This is a genomic window from Acidimicrobiia bacterium (assembly GCA_041676705.1).
In the GTDB taxonomy this organism is placed as follows: domain Bacteria; phylum Actinomycetota; class Acidimicrobiia; order Acidimicrobiales; family SKKL01; genus Actinomarinicola.
Map to the genome: position 1 here is coordinate 1 of JBAYRL010000006.1, position 17557 is coordinate 17557.

Genomic DNA, 17557 nt, shown 5'->3' on the forward strand with positions numbered 1-17557 from the left:
AGCAGCCGCCGACACCACCCCAGCCTGAACCGCAGCCTCCTCAGCATTAGCACCCAACTGAGAAGACACCACCGCCAAACCAACAGCCTCCTCACCCAAAGCCACCGCCGAAGAACCCACCACCCGCGACACACCTCGGGTCAGCAAACGCTCACCAATCAGGGCACCCACCACCAGGGTCACGACGGCCACAATTCCAGCCATTCGGGCTCGGGAATAGTCGCTCTGGCTGCTGTCGGTTAGCGCTTGGGTGTAGGCCGTCACCCCATCAGAAACCTTGGTAATGCCAACAATCGATTCGCCAAGCAGAGGAATAACCTCGGGTTGAGCCAGAATCATGGCCACTTGTTGAACGTTGACAGCATTGGCACGCACCTCGCGCAAATTGACCAGGTTGGTGTTCTGGCCCCGGGCGACGTTCCACTCTTCTAACGCCGCTCTCGTGTTCGGGTCGAGTAGGTGCTCATCCAAATAGGCATGAATGTCAGCCAGATAATCGAGGTTTTCTTGCATCTCATCAAGCACCGCGACCCGATCTGGTTCACGTCGGGCTTGGCCAAGTTCATAAACGTTGGTGCGAATAGCTTGAAGAACCTGAATACCCTGCGTAGCGATGCGTTGAGTTTCAACCTGGTTCGAAATACGGGCAACGTTGTTGTTCACATTGCCGATTAACATCAAGAGCAATAATGACGCCAAAATGGCGATACCAGCTAAAGGTGCAAACGCTAGTCGGATACGTTTATTCAAAGTCATACTAAAAACCTAAATCTATGGCGGAATGTATTACACGCTGGCTACGGCTACTACGTGGGCAGTGTCTAATAGCAAAAGCAGTTGCCCATCGAGCTTGTAAGCGCCTTTAATTAAATCCATCACATTGTCCGCCAGGGTTGATGGAGGCGCTTCAAAACTGTCTTGTGATACGTCAATTACTTCACCGATTTGATCGACCAGTAAACTGACCGCGCCATCCCTCATACGAACCACAACGTTCATGGGACGAAGACCTTGAGGTCTTTCCGGCAAAGACAATCGTTTACGCAGGTCGATCGCAGTCACAATCTGACCGCGAAGGTTGATCAAACCTTCCACCACTGCTGGCGACATCGGCACGGGAGTCATGTTTTGGGTGCGGATCACCTCTTGAACTTGGTCAACTTCGATCCCAAACAAGAAGCCAGCTACGTTGAAGGTACAATATTGCATACTATTTGTTCCTTTTCGTTATCATGCCGCTGCTCAACTAGAGAGACTCATATAATCGTGGCTCCAGTCGGAACCAATCGAAGACAACGGTGCTCCAAGCAACATGTCTATGTCGATCACGTCGGTAACCTCACCACCTAAGGTTGTTACGAAAGATGCCGAGCCGTTCTCTTCAACTAAACGAGGGGCGGTGCCAGCCGAATCGTTCACAATATCGATGATGTTGTCGACGACTAAACCAATCTGATTATCATCAGCACCCCACACCACCACATTGAGGTTGCCTCGTTCAGCCCACGCAACAGATGCTGGCACACCTACGTTGGCGACCGCCGCCAGCGATACCAGCGGCAAAAGTTCGCCACGATATTGAACAACAACACCTCGCGAGCTGTATTCAACAGCCGAATTCGGAATCTGCTCTAAGCGAGAAACCGTGGACAAAGCCACGGCGGCACGTTGGCCACCACCCACGCCAACAACCAACATGGCGTCTTCATCAACCTGGCTGATTTCTTCCACCTCAGCCACCGGTGAATCATGGACACGAGATTTATCATGCGAAACCACGGCTGAACGTTGTGCCAAACCTAGAATGTCAAGGATCAGCGCTACTCGTCCATCGCCCATAATGGTGGCCCCAGCAAAGGTGCCCACGTCGTGGAGTTGGGCGCTAAGCGGTTTAACCACAATCTCTTGGGTGTCGGTGATCGAATCAACGATTAGGCCGAATTGATGGTTGTCAGATTGCAAGACCACCAAGTTCACTTGGCGACGCTCGCTAAGCGGCAACGCTTCCAAGCCCAATTCACTGGAAAGATCGACCAGTGGTAGCAACCTACCCCGAAGTCGAAACACCGGAGCCCCATGAATCCACTCGATATCATGGCGAAGCTCGTTGTTTTCTAGACGCACCAGCTCCAACAAGCTCACCTGGGGAATGGCAAAACGTTCATCGCCACAACCCACCATTAGGGCCGGGATAATGGCCAAGGTCAGCGGAATTTTGACCCGGAAGGTTGAACCCACACCCGCTTCGGTGGTGACATCCAAACTGCCGCCGATACGTTCGATGTTGGTACGAACCACATCCATCCCCACTCCACGGCCGGAAACGTTGGTAACCACAGCCGCGGTGGAAAAGCCAGGGGTGAAGATGAGATTTACCAGCTCTCGCTGGCTCATCCGCGCTACCGCATCGGGCTCGATAAGACCTTTCTCAATGGCCTTTTGCGCCACTCGATCCACATTAATTCCAGCGCCGTCATCCGAAATTTCGATGATGACCTGTCCACCCTCATGGAAAGCCCGCAAGCTTAGAACGCCCTCGGCAGGCTTGCCCAAACGCTGACGTTCCTCGGGTGACTCGATTCCGTGATCCACCGAGTTGCGTACCAGGTGGGTTAGTGGATCTTTAATGGCCTCCACAATTGTTTTATCGAGCTCGGTGTCCGAGCCTTCCATTTCGACATGGACCATCTTTTTACTGGCCCGAGCTAAGTCACGCACGACCCGCGGAAAACGATTCCACACGTTGCCAATGGGCTGCATGCGGGTGCGCATCACACCTTCTTGAAGTTCGGTGGTGATGAGATTTAAACGTTGTGCGGGCAGACTCAAGGCGTCTTCAACCCGACCTTCGTCTTGAGACAGCTGCACTATTTCGTTGCGAGCAAGCACCAGCTCACCCACCAGATTCATCAAATCATCAAGGAGCTCAACATCAACCCGAATCGTGGATTCGGAACGGCTGGATGCCCGTTGGCTAGTTTGGGTTTGTTGCGCTTCTTCAATATCTTCGGCAGCTGCATCATTTTCGGCAGCTACATCGCCATAATCGGTGAGAACCTCGCTGAGGGGCTGTACCTCACCGTTAGTTTCGGGCTCATCTTGTTGCAAACGCAAAAGCTCATTTACCAGCTCGGGATACGACGAGGTGCCATCGCTACGTGTGGATTCAACGGTGGCCATCATCTCGCGAATAGCGTCACCGGTAAGTAACAAAGCCGTAGTAATTTCGGCCGTGACCTGCAATTCACCGTCACGTAACCGCGACAAAAGGTTTTCGGCGGTGTGGGCCAAAGATTCTAAATTGCCAAAACCCAAGAACCCGCAGGTGCCTTTGATGGTGTGCATGGTTCTAAAGATTGACGCTAAGACTTCCGTGGAATGGTTGTCTTCCAAAGTGACGAGATCTTGATCGAGCTGGTCCAGTGCCTCGCTACTTTCAATCAAGAATTCGCCGATGATCTCATCCAACATTTCGTCGTCGAGACCATGATCCATTGACTCGTTATCGCTCATCCGCATCCATCCCTGAGAGACCCACGTGAGCTTGATCGGCCCTACCTAAGACCAAATAAGCATTGGGGTTTCATTCAAGGTAGAGATGAGCACTATGGCCCAGCATCTAAGATGGCGGGAATCTTTAGGAGGAAACAGATGAATCAAAAACCAGCCGTTTCTCTGGTAGCCGTACCCGGCAAGAAGGCTCGAACGATTGAGTTCGCCCAGGAGATTGAACGCCGTGGTTTTGCCGGTATTTATTGTCCCAGCATGGGTGACGCCATGGGTTTGTGCCAGGCATTAGCGCATACCACTTCTACCATCGAATTCGGCACCGCTATTCAGCCCATCTACTTGCGCCATGCCGTTGATTTGGCGAGTCATGCTGGCACTATTCATGAAATTTCAGGGGGTCGTTTCCGTTTAGGGGTGGGTGTGAGCCACGCTCCGGCTAACGACCGTTTAGGGGTGGACAGCTCACGACCACTTTCCGACATTCGTGACTATGTGACGGCAATTCAGGGGGCCACACGCCAAGCTGGCGAATTGCCCCCGATTGTGACCGCTACCTTACGTGACAAAATGCTTGATTTATCACTTGAGCTGGCCGATGGTGCCATTTGGGCAAACGCTAGCCTCTCATATATTCGCGACCATTCAGTCCCTCGCATACCCAAAGAAAAACGTGACAGCGGCTTTTTTGTGGGAAATATGATACCGACCGTGATCGATGATGATCGCGATGCCGCCCGGGCTATCCACCGGCGCACCCTTAGTGGCTATGTGATGTTGCCGAACTACCGTAATTATTGGAAAGCGGCTGGTTACGAGGAAGAAATGATGGCAATTGAGGCGGCACTTGAAGAAGGCAACCGCGAGGCGCTACCTGGGCTAATGAGCAATCGCTGGCTAGATGACTGCACACTTTCGGGTTCGGTAGGCGAAGTACGCGAAGGAATTGAAGCCTGGTTCGAGGCTGGGGTAACCACCCCCATCATGGTGATGTCGTCTACCAAAGGCGGCCAATTTGCAGCTATCGAAGAGCTTTTTGAGGCCTTTGAATAAGGGCTGTGAACAACGGCTAATCGTATAAAGCTTCCACCCACCAATGCCCGTTTTCAAGCACCATCAACCTGGCGACTCCATCGGTTGTAACAAGCTGGAAACGGGCATACCTACGATGATTTTGATAGTTCCACCATCGTTCACTCAAAGGCCACGGACCAGCCCACGACTGAACTTCGCTCCAGCCCGTCTTTGGGGTTTGGCCCTCTACTCGTACCAGATGCGGGGGCGCGCTTAACATTCCACGTCCGCTTACCGCAACCGGGTCGCCTTGACGGTCAACCACCCAAGCTTGAACCGTTTTCCTTCCATACACCGTGGCTGGTGCTGGCAACGGCAGCTGGTTAGGCCAAGGTTTCTGCTCTGGGGCTGCCTTTGGTTGGGTGAGATCTTCATGCTCCAGAGGAACCAAGCTTATTTGGCGACCAAAATCTCGGCCTCCCCGCCATTGGGGCACCTTTAGTGAAGCTGGTTCAAGCAAAGAACTTAACCTTCTAAAGGCTTTAATAGCTTCATGAGCAGGACTGAAGAGCTCTTCACCCCAAAGCTGGGCTTGATAATGAGACGCCGGACGAAGCTCTAGTGGCATCAGAACCAAACGAGTTATACCCCCATGGGGACGCTTGTTAGCTGGTTGCGACAACCAGCCTTCAAGCTGCCAACGCACTTGAGAACTCAATACCTTCGAACTGATTAAACCACTTTGGCGCCATTGCCTACTTAAGGTTTCGCCGTATTCTGTTTCTGCTTGAATGCTGAGCAGAGCACATTGCATAAACTGCTTTGATAATTTCTCATGCAGCTCTTCCGCCAAAGACTTTACGATAAAGATTACTTGTTCAACTTGATTGACTGGCACCTCGAAGTTAACAGCCACACTTTCATCGCTTGGCGCTAGCGTAGGTTTAATAGTTTCCTCATCTTGCCCACTAGCTAGTTGATAGGCCTGTTGGCCTTCCAAGCCAAACCTGGTGACCACGTCTTTTAGAGACAGTGAAGTAAAATCACCCAAAGTTTCTATACCCAGAAGCTTAAGGGTGCTCACAAGGCCAGAACTTGCTAGCCAATCAATAGGTTGGCTAGCTAAAAACTTGGGTGATGTACCTCTGGGCACCACCAAAGAACCAGAACCTGGTTGGCTAGATGCCACCAAAGCACTAAAAAGTCCATCGGCGGTGCCAATCCGTACCGTCTGGACACCGGGAGTTTCGACCAAAGCCGTAAACAAGGTCGCTAGAAAAGCTTCTTCTCCACCGAAATATCGGGCAGGACCAATAGTGGCAAAGCGGAAGGTACCCAGGCTAAGAACCTCAATTTCAGCCACATACCTACCTAAAGTTTCAAGCACCTCTTCGTTATGGTCGAGGCCTGAACACCAGATGACCGTAGTGCGGGTGGGCAAAGCTGTTGCCAGCATTAAATTGCCCTTAGGCTTGTTACCGGTACCGGGGAAGAAGCGGATTCAACTTTACCCTCAGGCCCTGGTAGCCAAACTTGCACACTACGTTCTTGAGATGCTTTACGTCGGCCCCGAGAGCGTATATTCACACGCCTTAAACGTAAATGCCCATGACCGTTACCTAAACCTTCCCAACTTAGGGTTGAAGCCCACAAAGTAATATCGGGAGTAGTGTGCCAAGAAGTGTTTACACTAATTAAAGTTGTGCCCCTGGTACGTAACCTAGAGGTTAAATGACGATGTTCACGGCCGTTTAAGCGAAGGTTATTAACCATAATTAGCTCGACCGAGCCAACCAAGATATCTAAAGCCAGCAAAGTTTCTTCAGACGAGCTTACGTCGGCTATAACTAAACGATTGAGGTTAACCCCTAGGTTGTGGGCAGCCACCAAACCTAACGATGGCCAGCCCAGAGCCACCACCCACGAGCCTTGTGCGGTAGTGGCCGCGGCCAAAGCTAAAGCCAATGACGAGTTAGCTGACCCCGCTTGAGCTGCTAATGACACCACCCAGCCTTTAGGCAAGTCACCACCAAAAAGTGGTTGCAAAGGCTCTAGTAAAGGGAGGTGAGTTCCCTTGGGTGAGACAACACCGTCTAGCTCTTGAAGATGTTGAAGAACGGCTTGGTGCTTAGCTAACCCCACCTAACCATTATCGAACATGCGTTCGTGTTGGGCAAGCGCGACTTTAGTCTTCGCCAAACCCTTCTACCGGAGCGACTTCAACGCCAGGCAGATAATAGATGTAGAGATCTTCGATGATTTCTTTAAGACCGCTCGAGTTACGGTGCTCATCTAAGGTGACCGTAATGACATTGGCGTAAATATGAACGCTTTCAATGCCCCCGTGCTCGAACAAGCTACGTGCCAACCGATCTGGGGGACGATCGCCTTCGATCAAAGTGCCCGCTACATAGCGTTCATGCCCCATCCCAGTGAGTGAACGGTTAATCTCGAAACGAACCGTTCCGGGGATGCTTGATGGTTTCTCGATAACAGTTACTGGCTGGCCCATGGTGACCCTTGATTCTAGTCGAGACTTCCGCTTAACCGGGTATTGTCGAACGGGAAGAGTTAACCACCGGCCAACTACGGCGTAAACCCCAGCCCGCCGTACCAGCCACGATTAACGAACCCACCATTAAAAAAGTGTGAATCATCTTAAAGCTAGTGGTGTGATTCGAGTCGAGCATGATGCCAAAACCCTGCACCAGCCAGACCAAAGTAGTGAAGACAATTAGCACTGCTGCTAGCTGACGACCCCATTCGGGAATACCAGCCCTAACTCGCCAACCATCGCTGCTTCGAAGGGCAAACTCACGCCAGTTTCGTTGCTGGCGACCCATCCAACAAGACACCAGCAGCACCGCCCCTAAACCCACAAAAAGAAGCGACATAACCAAGCGAAAAACTAAGCCCGGGCCATGCAGCGTGTCGGTAGAAATAACATTGCGGACACGCCCAATCCACATAGTCACGCTTAAGAGCCCCAATGCGACCAAAGGCCAGGTTCGTGACCACCACCCAGGAACCGGCGAGGACCAGGAAGGATTCATGTTAAATGAAGGTACCGCGCTATTTTCATTACGTCTAAATAGCCCCTTGAAAAGCCAAAGAACCCATGTATTTCCAGCTTCTACGGTGAATCGAAGTGGGTCCATAGCCAGCTAAAGCCATCCGGTGACGTGGTGCTGGATAACCCTTATTACGTTCGAATTCAAACGGCGGGAAAGACTCGGATAGCTCGCGCATCAGCCGATCTCGAGTCACTTTCGCCACAATCGAAGCGGCGGCAATTGACAACGAAATAGTATCGCCGCGCACCACCAGCTGGGTCTTGCCACCACCCACAAAATCCCAGTTACCATCAACCAAAATGCGATCAGGTGTTACTCCCAAACCCGCAATAGCTCGCTGCGCAGCTAACTTCTGGGCCTGCGACATACCTAGCTCGTCGCATTCAGCCGGGCTCACGTGCCCTACCGAGAACGTGCTCACCCAATCAACAACGCGGGCATAAGCGGTTTCTCGCTCCGCTTCCTTAAGCATTTTGGAGTCACGAAGCTTGTACAAGCGACGCTCTTTCGGTAGCACCACCGCACCCACGCTAAGGGGCCCAGCCCACGCGCCTCGACCAACCTCATCTATCCCCACCACCACCTCTTCGCCAGCATTCCAACAAGCTTTTTCTAGCTGGAGGTGAGGCGCAGATGACCGCTTGGTGGAGCCCAAGAAACTAACGTTCTTCTAACTAAAGGACTGTCCGTCTTCAGGGTTCAAACCCGGAAACGAAACCGTGGTTGGGCTGGGAGACGATTTCGCAGATGGTGGAATCGGCTTCGACACCGTAACTTCTGCTTCAGCTTGGGTTTCAGTTTGTGTCGTGCGAGTGCGGACCCCAAGGGAGAGGGTCACTTCTTGTTCAGCGGGTTCTTCAGCTGCCACTTCTTCAAGCTCGGTCGCAATTGGTGGCACACCCAAGAGTGCATCGCCACGCAGTTCGGTGGTCGACCAACTTGGATCAACCCCCGGCATGGTAATTAGAACTTCACCCAAACCCTCTTTTGGAATGAAATCCCACAAGAGCGCGGCCCGTTTACCGTGCCAACGAATGCCGTAAGAGAGCAGACCCAAAGAAGTGTTCAGATTGTGTAGCTCAATGTTTCCCCCCAACCAGCTCTCGGGAAGAACTGGACAAAGCACCATTTGGGCGGGCTGACCGTTCTGCGGGGCGACGGTGTAAGCCATCAGGTCACACACTGCCTCCACATAGGCCGCGGCGGCACCCGCCGACCACGCCTCACCACTAGCCCCACCATGGGTAAGCGGATTGATCGTGGTGGGCCAACCCAGATGCTGAGTGGACATCTCGTTTAGAACCCGTAAAGACTCGAGAGCTTCGCGTTCGCCACGACGTAGACACGCCTGAGCGAAACGAGCAGTGGCCCCAGGTGATAAAACACCACCACCAAAACGGTCGACTACGGCACCTTCGTGGAGATAGCGACGCCGGATCTCCTCCATCAGTGAAGAAGCGACCTCACTTTGTGCTTCCAACAAATTAAGGGGTGCCAGCAGCTCCAAAAGTTCTACCGGGTTAGAACCAAAGCTGCCGCTGGTTCCGGTTTGGAGACCAACCTCCACCATCTCCCACAAATCTTGAGCCCGATTTTCAATCTCGACCGCGGCTTCGATCTCATTACGGTCTCGCAAAGCCTGGGCCAAAACGTTGGTGCCATACAGATGCCAAGCTGCATCCATAATTTCTAACGAATCGTGCTTAAACGACCAGCGGCGCGCACCAGGGCGATAATGGGCCCCAGCAGCGGCCATAGCCAAGGTTAAATCGTCGGTTTCCCACTCTGGACAGCACAAAATATGTTCGGCAAAAGCCGAGACAACCGCACCCGTAGCGCTTCGGTTGCGGTCGTCGCCACCAAGGCGACCGGATGTACCTTGGCCCTCAGGCAAGGTTTCAACTATTAATCCTGCCTCTTCATGCAATCCAACCAGGTCGAGGGCTCGCACCACCGCGGCGGCGTCGCGCATGTCACCGTGGGCCAAATCGACCCCGGGTGAAACCAACAACATTTGGGTACGGGCACGTTCGAAGGTGTCACCTAAGATCTGATCGGGCACCACAATCCTCGTGCCACGACCCACGTGAGACTGCCAGCCTCGAGCTACGGCATCATACGGCGGCACCACGGCCGGGGCGGTTGAGACTTCGCTGGGTGTTAGCGAGCGCAGCGGAATGAGGACCCGAAGCGACGCACTATGGCTTAGGGGATAAATTAAGGCTGCCTGAGCGAACCCGGCCTCGCATCGACTAACGGTTGAAGCCGATGATGAAGCACCACCAGTCATAACCACACGAGCTACGTCACCATCCACGAAGCTGGCGGCAGCGCTGCGGTGGGCTGGTTTGGGTAACCACATGGCCAAACGGCCATCCACCGAAACCATCGAATCGGTGACCTCAACGGTACCTACACGATGGTGGCCCAGAACTCCGAAAGGGCGAATGGCAATCGCCAATGCCAGTGGTGCCTTGCTTTCATTGGCAAACTCAACCGCCAAGGTGGGCCCGGTTTCAGAATCGTGAAACGCCCAAACTCGTTCTACAAAGTCGCCACCAGGTACCCGCATAGTGGTTTCAACAATCGGCGCATTACCGTGCAACACCTGGCGCACCCCGCCTTCACGGGCTGGGAGACGCCACCGGTCATCGGCGCCAGCCCACCAGTCCAAACTCCAGCCACCGGGCCATGGGGTAACCAGACCCCGAGGATCGACAATGGCATGTTCGGGGGAACCTAAAGTGCCAACTGGTACCGCGTTGCGATGAGTAATATTTTCAGGTGCTCCGCTTCCCAACGCCGGAACAAAAGAAGGGCTGGACGGATTTAGCTGGCGTTCAAGCCAATAAGGCAACATCCATTCCGCAGCGTGAGAAACAATTGACCGCATTGGGTTTAGAGCATCTTCAGCCATGACACCCAAGATGCTACCGAAGCCCGACCTAGACCCAGAATTATCTAGGGTTGAAAACCATAAACTTCGGGGCGGGCATCTCGGGCCAACAACAGATTAAAAGCCTCAGTGGCCGAAATACTGCCGTTGCAAACCTGAGCCACCAAATTAGCAATCGGCATTTCAACCCCATGTTCACGGGCCAACCGCAACGCCACCTGAGCTGCTTTAACACCCTCGGCAACCATGTTCATCTCGGCGATTATTGAAGGCAGGTCGCGGCCTCGACCTAACTGCTCACCCACATGACGGTTACGGCTTTGGGGGCTAATAGCGGTAGCCACCAAGTCACCAAGGCCGGCCAAGCCGGCAAAGGTGATAGGCACGCCCCCCATCGAGACGCCAAGGCGTGTCAACTCAGCCAAACCGCGGGTAATGATGGCAGCTCGCGAGTTGTCTCCGGCGCCAAGCCCATCGGCCACACCACACGCAATGGCAATCACATTCTTAAGAGCACCACCCGTTTCGGCACCAACCACATCATGGTGGGTATAAATCCGAAGGTTTGAGCCAGCAAACAAGCCCTGCACCTGGGCACCTAGGGCCTCATCGGCTGTAGCCACCACCGAAGCGGCCGGGAAACCGTCCATAATTTCGTTAGCCAAATTAGGACCGGTCAAAACCGCGGTGGAATGGCCCGGGACAACTTCGGCGCAAACCTCGGTCATCCGTTTCATCGAGCCTTCCTCAAAGCCCTTGGTCAAACTAACCAGTGAGGCATTAGCCGAAAGGTGTGGGGCCATGGTTGCCAGGGCTCCGCGAAAGGCCTGCGAGGGCACGGCCACTGCCACCACTTCGGCATTGGCAACCGTGGCAGACATAGAAGAGGACGCCACGATTGCTTTGTTCAATTCGTGGGCCGCCAGATACGACGAGTTTCGGTGGGTTTCGTTAATTTCAGCAGCGACCTCGGGGCGACGAGCCCACAACCGTACAGGTTCACGAGCTGCTATAACATGGGCGATAGTTGTTCCCCAAGAGCCTGCGCCGACCACCGCTACTCGTGTTTCCATAAGCCAACATTAGGCGTGCTTCGCGGTGCGACCCTGTATTCTATGAGGCTAATGCCCACCCGAGCTGCCGTTATTGTGCCCATGAAACCATTTAGTGCGGCTAAGGGTCGCCTGGCCCAAACTTTGGCACCTAGCAAGCGTGCCAGCTTGGCTCGTGAAATGGCGCAGGTGGTGTTGCAAGCCGCCGCGCCGCTACCGGTGTTAGTGGTGTGTGATCACGACGAGGTAGCAACATGGGCCCGCCAGCAAGAAGCCATGGTCCTTTTTCAGAAAGAGCCTGGTTTGAACAATGCCGTGCAAGAAGCGTTTCAATACTTACGTGAAGCTGGTTTCTCACACGTGATCGTTGCTCACGGCGATTTACCCTTGGCCCAAGATTTGGCGTGGCTTGCCGAATTCGAGGGCGTAACAATCGTGCCTGACCGGCACCGACAAGGCACAAACGTGATGAGCGTGCCCACCAGCGCCGCCTTCGTATTTGGCTATGGACCGGGTTCCTTTGCTTACCATCTAGACCACGTTCAAGCGCTAGGTTTGCCGTATCGTGTGGTGGAAGACGCCGCTTTGGGATGGGATGTTGACGAACCGCGTGATCTGTCAGTTTTATCTAGACCTTCGGAACAAGAGTGAACCCAAAAATTAACTTGGCGATACCAAATCGGGCTTTAGCAATCGGTGCGCACCCCGATGATATTGACTTCCAATGCGGTGCCACCTTGGCCAAATGGGCGGCCGCTGGCTGCGAAGTCAGCTATTTAATATGTACTGATGGCCAAAAAGGCACTTGGGACCCCAATGAAGACCTGGGCGCACTGGTATCTACTCGACAAGATGAACAACGCCGAGCAGCGAAAGCTATCGGCGCAACCGGCGAGGTAGTCTTTTTGGGCCACACTGACGGAGAATTAGAAAACACACGTTCTGTTCGATTTCAGATAGTTGAATGGATTAGACGCCTGAAACCGAATGTGGTCCTCGGGCATGATCCATGGAAGCGTTATCGACTCCACCCTGATCATCGCGCTGCTGGGTTTTTGTGCGTCGATTCAATTGTCGGAGCGCGCGACCCGCACTTCTTTCCTGAACAAAACCTGGCGCATCATCGTCCCGACGCCTTGTTGTTGTTTGAAGCCGATGAGGCCGATCACTTCGAAGAGGTTACGGGCTTTGGAGAACACAAAGTGAACGCCTTAATGCAACACGTAAGTCAGTTCATCACCACCATGGACATTCAGCCCAACGATGATGGCACTCAAGCCGAAGCCTTTCGACACCGTATTCTAAGCCAGCTAGCTGCCACCGGTAGCCTGGCCGGATTAAGCCAAGCGGAAGCCTACAAAATAATCGAGCCGTTATGACCGAGAACTCTCCAAAACCCCAACCAGCTATTTTGCCTGGTGGCATCCCCGATATTCCTGATGGTAACTACGACGTATTTATCGTTGACGCCGGTGAATATGGCGATCCTGGCGATGACTGTATGGAGCTATCATTAGCAATAGTCATGGGTGAGTTAAAAGGCATGGTGTTAGAACTAAAGGCCACCCACCTTGGCTGGCACAATGCCGACCTAATAGGTATGCCCGGCACCCTTTTCGTCGAAGACGGCACACCTAAGCTGCACATCGATACTTAACTAAACACCCCGAGTATCCACCACTTCAGCGCTCATATTACGTACCATGCTTTAGGTAATGGCACGACAAAGGCTGATATACGGTCTCGACATTGAGACGGATACCAGAATTGACGGTCTTGACCCTGGTATCTCATCGGTTGTCGCTATTGCCATCTCTACTATTCGAGGCACCGAAACTTTGGTCGGCGATGAATGGTTGCTGCTAGCAGGGCTAGAACAGCACCTAGCGTCGCTCGAACCCGGGGTGATCGCCACCTGGAATGGCGCCTTGTATGACCTGCCGTTTATCTACGACCGGGCTGCCTTCTACGGAATTCGTTTAGGCCTTCGCCTGGAAGCTTCACACCGCGTGAGTTTGGGTAAAGGTCTAGTTGGGCACCAACATGCTTATCGAGCCAGTTGGCATGGCCACGCACATGTCGATTTGTGCCGCATGTATCAACACAGTGAGCGCCCGGCTCCCGCCTGCAATTTGGCTCAAGAAGCCCTGCACGCTAAAGCAACCCGCGACGCGGAACTAGCTCGGGCGTTGGCATCGCGGCGCTGGAACAGCGTTATTTCCTTTATTGATCAGACGCCAAGCGCGATAGCGCCACCCGTTAATCACGACAAACGGGTGGCAGCTATAACGCAGCAAGCTTCTTAAGGCTCTACGTTCGAGAAGATTATGGTGCCGCTGGCGGCAAACATGCCCCCCACACCGTGCGCAATTGAAATCTCGGCACCTTCAATTTGTGCCGGAGCAATACCACGCATCTGACGGACACTCTCTTGTAGGGCATACATGCCATACATCCCGGAGTGCATGTATGAAAGGCCACCACCGTTGGTGTTAACCGGTAGCTTCCCTCCAATAGCGGTGTTGCGCTCTCGAATAAACGCCGGAGCTTCACCTAAGCCCACAAAACCGAGATCTTCTAGACCATAGATCGGGAGGTGCGCGAAGGCGTCGTAGATCATAAGGTGATCAACATCGTCGTGGGTGATACCGGCCTCATCGAACGCCTTCTTACCCGAAACTCTAAAGGCTCGCGAAGTGGTGAAATCGTCCATTTGGCTAACCATGGGCGTTTCACTGCTTTCGCCGGTGCCCAAAATGTAGACCGGTTTCTGCGGAAAATCTTTGGCACGATCGGCTGAGGTGAGAATCAAGGCACCACCACCATCGGTCACCAAGCAGCAAAGCAGCTTACGGAAGGGCCAAGCGATCATACGCGAGTCGAGCACTTCGTCAACGGTGAGCGGATCACGGAACGAAGCACGGGGGTTTAGCCCTGCCCATTCACGCTGGATCACCGCCACGTTGGCCAAATCTTCTTCGGTAGCACCGTAGGTCTTGGCGTAACGCAACCATGGGATCGTGAAGGTGGTGGGAGGACCCATGGGGCCATAGGGCATTTCAAACTGGCCCGGCAGACTGGCAGGTGCCATGCCCCAGCGCCCGGAACCAACCCGAGAACGACCACTTTCACCGTGGGTAATAAGAATAGTGTCGGCAAGACCTTCATTAATGGCGGCAGCAGCGTGGCGCACATGCAACATGAATGAACAGCCACCAACTGAGGTGCCATCAACGTACTTGGGCACAATACCCAAGTATTGGGCCACGGCTACTGGCGATTCGCCCGCGCAGGCCACGCCGTCAATATCTTTGGCGGTAAGGCCGGCGTCAGCCATAGCGTTCAAGGCAGCGTCAGCATGAAGGCCAAGCTGCGAAAGGTTGGGGATTTTCCCCATGTCGGTGGTTTCTGCGGCCCCGACTACAGCCACACTTTTCGGTTTCATTACTTATGCCTCCACCGGACGAAACAGCGGCACTGAAATCTCATCAGTGACTTCTTCAAAAGTGACCTCAACCGGCATGTCGAGCACCAGGGCTTCAGGCGTTTGATCGCAGCCCACGATGTTGGTCATCATCCGAGGACCTTCATCAAGCTCGACAACAGCAATTGAGTACGGTGCTGTGAAGCCGGGCACGTCGCGGTGATGAATCACATAGCTATAGAGAGTGCCTTTACCACTAGCTACCTCAACCGCTACGTTGCGGCTAGAGCACGTTGGGCAAAATGGCCGCGGCGGGAAATATGCTCCCTCGCAGTCTTGACACCGCTGGATCCGAAGTTCGCCAGCTTTGGTACCTTCCCAGAAATGGGCAGTTTCCGGTACCGGCTCTGGCACAGGTCGGGTAGGAGCGGCCGATTTCGGCGCAGACATTCTAAGGGTCCCCCCTAATTGTAGAGTTGTATTGCTTGGATCTTCCCTGGGCCGCTGTGACCAACGGCCTATTTTTCCTACGCTAGGACAGAGCCGCAGGCTGGGTGACATTGGGAAGCTAAATTCGTAACAACTGCAGCTGCAAATGGCTATAGGTGGCAGAGGGAACTATCTCGGCCAAGTCATTCAATAGGTCTGAAAGTTCGGGAAAGTTAGCCAAGCACCAACGCGAGAAGATGCCGACATCCATCCATGAGGCAATGCGTTTACTAATGCCTAGCTCTGGTAACTCTCCAGCTAAACAGGCCTGGTGAACCTGGTGCCACGATAGCCACCGTGTGGGTTGGGCTCCTTCGATGACTTGCACGGTTACCTCGGTGCCCGTGGCTGCCAGGGTATATATCCTATGGACCCACAACAAGGCTAGAAAATGACGAATGGGCACGGTGGCCGGTGCGGTTGGTAATCCCATACTTCGTCGTAGAGCATCGGCGATTTTTCCATGGGGTCCATCGAGACTGTTTTCAATCCGGCTCGTGGGTGCATCACCGGCCACTCGGATTACCGAAGTGAAGGTACCGTGGCGATCACACAAGACCACCGTTCGCGCTAGGCCCAAGCGTTCGACCGCTTCAGCCTGGCCACTAAAACGTTTAGCGTGACCACTTAGCACTACCCCACTAGCGGCCCAATGCTCAGGCACCGTTTCTACCAGTGTGGATACCAAATCGACGTATGAAACCGGCAACAAAGCCAGCTCAACAGGACCCACCAAATTTGCTACACGGATGAGTGCCACGCCCTCATCTCCAACCTCGTGGCAGGCAAGCTCGATACGTTCAGCAATTTCTAAAAGACGCAACGCGCGACCAGAAGTAACAATTGAATTAGACATTGAAAATTCCCGGATATAGCTACGTAGGCACCCTTTCATGCACTGCGTCATACGGGGGTCGCTATCCGTGTTCAAGCATTGTGGTCACGAGGTGTGACAATCTAGGTATTGTGAATACCACCAACGCCTCACTTGTGCCTGCACCCGGCCGTATCGTGGTAGGAATCGACGGCTCGGAAATGTCGCTACTGGCCGTGAGCCACGCTGCCCTGTTGGCAAAAGCCTTCGATGCCCATGTGATTGCCGTACACGCGGTCGGCATGTTAAGTCGCATCAATGGCCAAATGCACCCGAGCGACCAAGTTCAAGATGAATTGCAAACTGAAATGCTGGAATGGACTGCGCTGTTGCGCGAGAGCGGCATAGAGTTCAGCACTATTTTGGAAGACGGCCCACCCGGTTTGGTTCTAACCAGGGTCGCTGAACGTGAAGAAGCTGGGTTGCTGGTTTTAGGCACCCGAGGTTTGGGGTCAGCCGATGACGCTGTACTTGGCTCGACCTGTTACCACCTAATGCGATTTTCTCCGGTCCCTTTGTTCATCATTCCCGGTACCGGGGCGATTTGTCGCTAAGACAGCCGGCTGTCGCGCTTGCGGCGTTCATCTATGCGGGCGGCATAGGCTGCGGCTTCGGTCCGACGTTCCATTCCGAGCTTCATTAACAAGTTACTGACATAGTTCTTAACAGTTTTTTCAGCTAAGAAAACCTGTTCCGCGATCTGACGATTCGTAAGGCCATTACCGATGAGATCGAAGATTTTGCGCTCTTGCTCGGTGAGTTGTGACAGTCTCTCATCGTCAGGTGAACCCAGTCGGATTCGTTCTAAAACCTTTTGGGTCACCTCGGGATCAAGTAGCGACTTACCCTCAGAAACAGCCTTGATCGCCTCGAGCAATTCTTTAGCGCGTACCTGTTTCAACAAGTAGCCCGCAGCACCGGCCATGATGGCATCGAAAAGCGCCTCGTCATCGGAAAACGAGGTAAGCATCAAACAAGCAATCTCGGGATTACGACTTCGGATGTCTCGACAAGCCTGCACACCATTGCCATCAGGCAAACGCACGTCTAGCACGGCCACCTGCGGCTTTGTAGCAGGAATCCGATCGAGGGCCTCTGCCACCGTGCCCGCTTCGCCCACCACTTCAAATTGACCGTCAGCCTCTAGCATCTCGCGCAGGCCCCGACGCACAATCTCATGATCGTCGAGCAAGAACACAGTTATGGGCATAAGAAATCTCCAGGCCT

General features: G+C 53.6%; 20 protein-coding genes. 6 read left to right on the top strand and 14 right to left on the bottom strand.

Annotated features, from left to right (window positions below; all coding sequences use genetic code 11):
* The 3 genes from WC184_09790 to WC184_09800 form a co-directional block, all read right to left on the bottom strand.
* A partial coding sequence (locus WC184_09790; protein ID MFA7478165.1) for a hypothetical protein occupies positions 1-756 on the bottom strand: 756 nt, incomplete at its 3' end.
* Between the two features lie 30 nt (positions 757-786).
* Positions 787-1209 (bottom strand): chemotaxis protein CheW, encoded by a 423-nt coding sequence (locus WC184_09795; GenBank protein MFA7478166.1) that lies wholly within the window; start codon positions 1207-1209, stop codon positions 787-789.
* Positions 1210-1242: 33 nt separating this feature from the next.
* The gene (locus WC184_09800; GenBank protein ID MFA7478167.1) at positions 1243-3513 is read right to left on the bottom strand and encodes a chemotaxis protein CheW; all 2271 of its coding nucleotides are present in this window, start codon (positions 3511-3513) and stop codon (positions 1243-1245) included.
* Positions 3514-3651: 138 nt separating this feature from the next.
* Here WC184_09800 and WC184_09805 point away from each other — a divergent pair, with 138 nt between their 5' ends.
* Positions 3652-4560, top strand: coding sequence for an LLM class flavin-dependent oxidoreductase (locus tag WC184_09805; protein MFA7478168.1), 909 nt, complete (start codon positions 3652-3654; stop codon positions 4558-4560).
* Positions 4561-4576: 16 nt separating this feature from the next.
* On the opposite strand, the gene WC184_09810 is transcribed toward WC184_09805, so the two are convergent.
* The 7 genes from WC184_09810 to WC184_09840 form a co-directional block, all read right to left on the bottom strand.
* Entirely contained in the window at positions 4577-5977 is a 1401-nt protein-coding gene (locus WC184_09810; GenBank protein ID MFA7478169.1) for a hypothetical protein, read from the bottom strand.
* Positions 5977-6567: a hypothetical protein gene (locus WC184_09815; GenBank protein ID MFA7478170.1), complete on the bottom strand. Its 591-nt coding sequence runs from the start codon at positions 6565-6567 to the stop codon at positions 5977-5979. Before WC184_09815 ends, WC184_09810 begins: the two co-directional genes overlap by 1 nt.
* Positions 6568-6706: 139 nt before the next feature.
* The gene (locus tag WC184_09820; protein ID MFA7478171.1) at positions 6707-7033 is read right to left on the bottom strand and encodes a hypothetical protein; all 327 of its coding nucleotides are present in this window, start codon (positions 7031-7033) and stop codon (positions 6707-6709) included.
* 31 nt (positions 7034-7064) lie between these two features.
* Positions 7065-7574, bottom strand: a complete 510-nt coding sequence (locus tag WC184_09825) for a hypothetical protein (GenBank protein MFA7478172.1) — start codon at positions 7572-7574, stop codon at positions 7065-7067.
* A gap of 34 nt (positions 7575-7608) precedes the next feature.
* Positions 7609-8250 carry a ribonuclease HII gene (locus WC184_09830; GenBank protein MFA7478173.1) on the bottom strand — a complete coding sequence of 214 codons (642 nt, stop codon included), beginning with the start codon at positions 8248-8250 and terminating at the stop codon, positions 7609-7611.
* A 15-nt stretch (positions 8251-8265) separates the two neighbouring features.
* Entirely contained in the window at positions 8266-10512 is a 2247-nt protein-coding gene (locus WC184_09835; GenBank protein ID MFA7478174.1) for a hypothetical protein, read from the bottom strand.
* Positions 10513-10556: 44 nt separating this feature from the next.
* The gene (locus WC184_09840; protein MFA7478175.1) at positions 10557-11564 is read right to left on the bottom strand and encodes an NAD(P)H-dependent glycerol-3-phosphate dehydrogenase; all 1008 of its coding nucleotides are present in this window, start codon (positions 11562-11564) and stop codon (positions 10557-10559) included.
* A gap of 42 nt (positions 11565-11606) precedes the next feature.
* Here WC184_09840 and cofC point away from each other — a divergent pair, with 42 nt between their 5' ends.
* Genes cofC through WC184_09860 form a run of 4 tightly spaced genes read left to right on the top strand, consistent with a single transcriptional unit; the run spans position 11607 to position 13849 of the window.
* Positions 11607-12194 (top strand): 2-phospho-L-lactate guanylyltransferase, encoded by a 588-nt coding sequence (gene cofC / locus WC184_09845; GenBank protein ID MFA7478176.1) that lies wholly within the window; start codon positions 11607-11609, stop codon positions 12192-12194.
* Complete coding sequence (locus WC184_09850; GenBank protein ID MFA7478177.1) at positions 12191-12922, top strand: PIG-L deacetylase family protein; 732 nt, start codon at positions 12191-12193, stop codon at positions 12920-12922. Before cofC ends, WC184_09850 begins: the two co-directional genes overlap by 4 nt.
* Positions 12919-13200: a hypothetical protein gene (locus WC184_09855; protein ID MFA7478178.1), complete on the top strand. Its 282-nt coding sequence runs from the start codon at positions 12919-12921 to the stop codon at positions 13198-13200. Before WC184_09850 ends, WC184_09855 begins: the two co-directional genes overlap by 4 nt.
* A 58-nt stretch (positions 13201-13258) precedes the next feature.
* Positions 13259-13849: a 3'-5' exonuclease gene (locus tag WC184_09860; protein ID MFA7478179.1), complete on the top strand. Its 591-nt coding sequence runs from the start codon at positions 13259-13261 to the stop codon at positions 13847-13849.
* Here the strand turns inward: WC184_09860 and WC184_09865 are convergent.
* The 3 genes from WC184_09865 to WC184_09875 form a co-directional block, all read right to left on the bottom strand.
* Positions 13846-14988, bottom strand: a complete 1143-nt coding sequence (locus tag WC184_09865; protein MFA7478180.1) for a thiolase — start codon at positions 14986-14988, stop codon at positions 13846-13848. The two genes, WC184_09860 and WC184_09865, sit on opposite strands and share 4 nt — an antisense overlap.
* A gap of 3 nt (positions 14989-14991) precedes the next feature.
* Positions 14992-15417: an OB-fold domain-containing protein gene (locus WC184_09870; GenBank protein MFA7478181.1), complete on the bottom strand. Its 426-nt coding sequence runs from the start codon at positions 15415-15417 to the stop codon at positions 14992-14994.
* 118 nt (positions 15418-15535) lie between these two features.
* Positions 15536-16312 carry a hypothetical protein gene (locus WC184_09875; protein MFA7478182.1) on the bottom strand — a complete coding sequence of 259 codons (777 nt, stop codon included), beginning with the start codon at positions 16310-16312 and terminating at the stop codon, positions 15536-15538.
* 110 nt (positions 16313-16422) lie between these two features.
* Here WC184_09875 and WC184_09880 point away from each other — a divergent pair, with 110 nt between their 5' ends.
* The gene (locus WC184_09880; GenBank protein ID MFA7478183.1) at positions 16423-16884 is read left to right on the top strand and encodes a universal stress protein; all 462 of its coding nucleotides are present in this window, start codon (positions 16423-16425) and stop codon (positions 16882-16884) included.
* Here the strand turns inward: WC184_09880 and WC184_09885 are convergent.
* Entirely contained in the window at positions 16881-17540 is a 660-nt protein-coding gene (locus WC184_09885) for a response regulator transcription factor (protein MFA7478184.1), read from the bottom strand. The genes WC184_09880 and WC184_09885 overlap by 4 nt on opposite strands.
* Positions 17541-17557 lie beyond the last annotated feature (17 nt).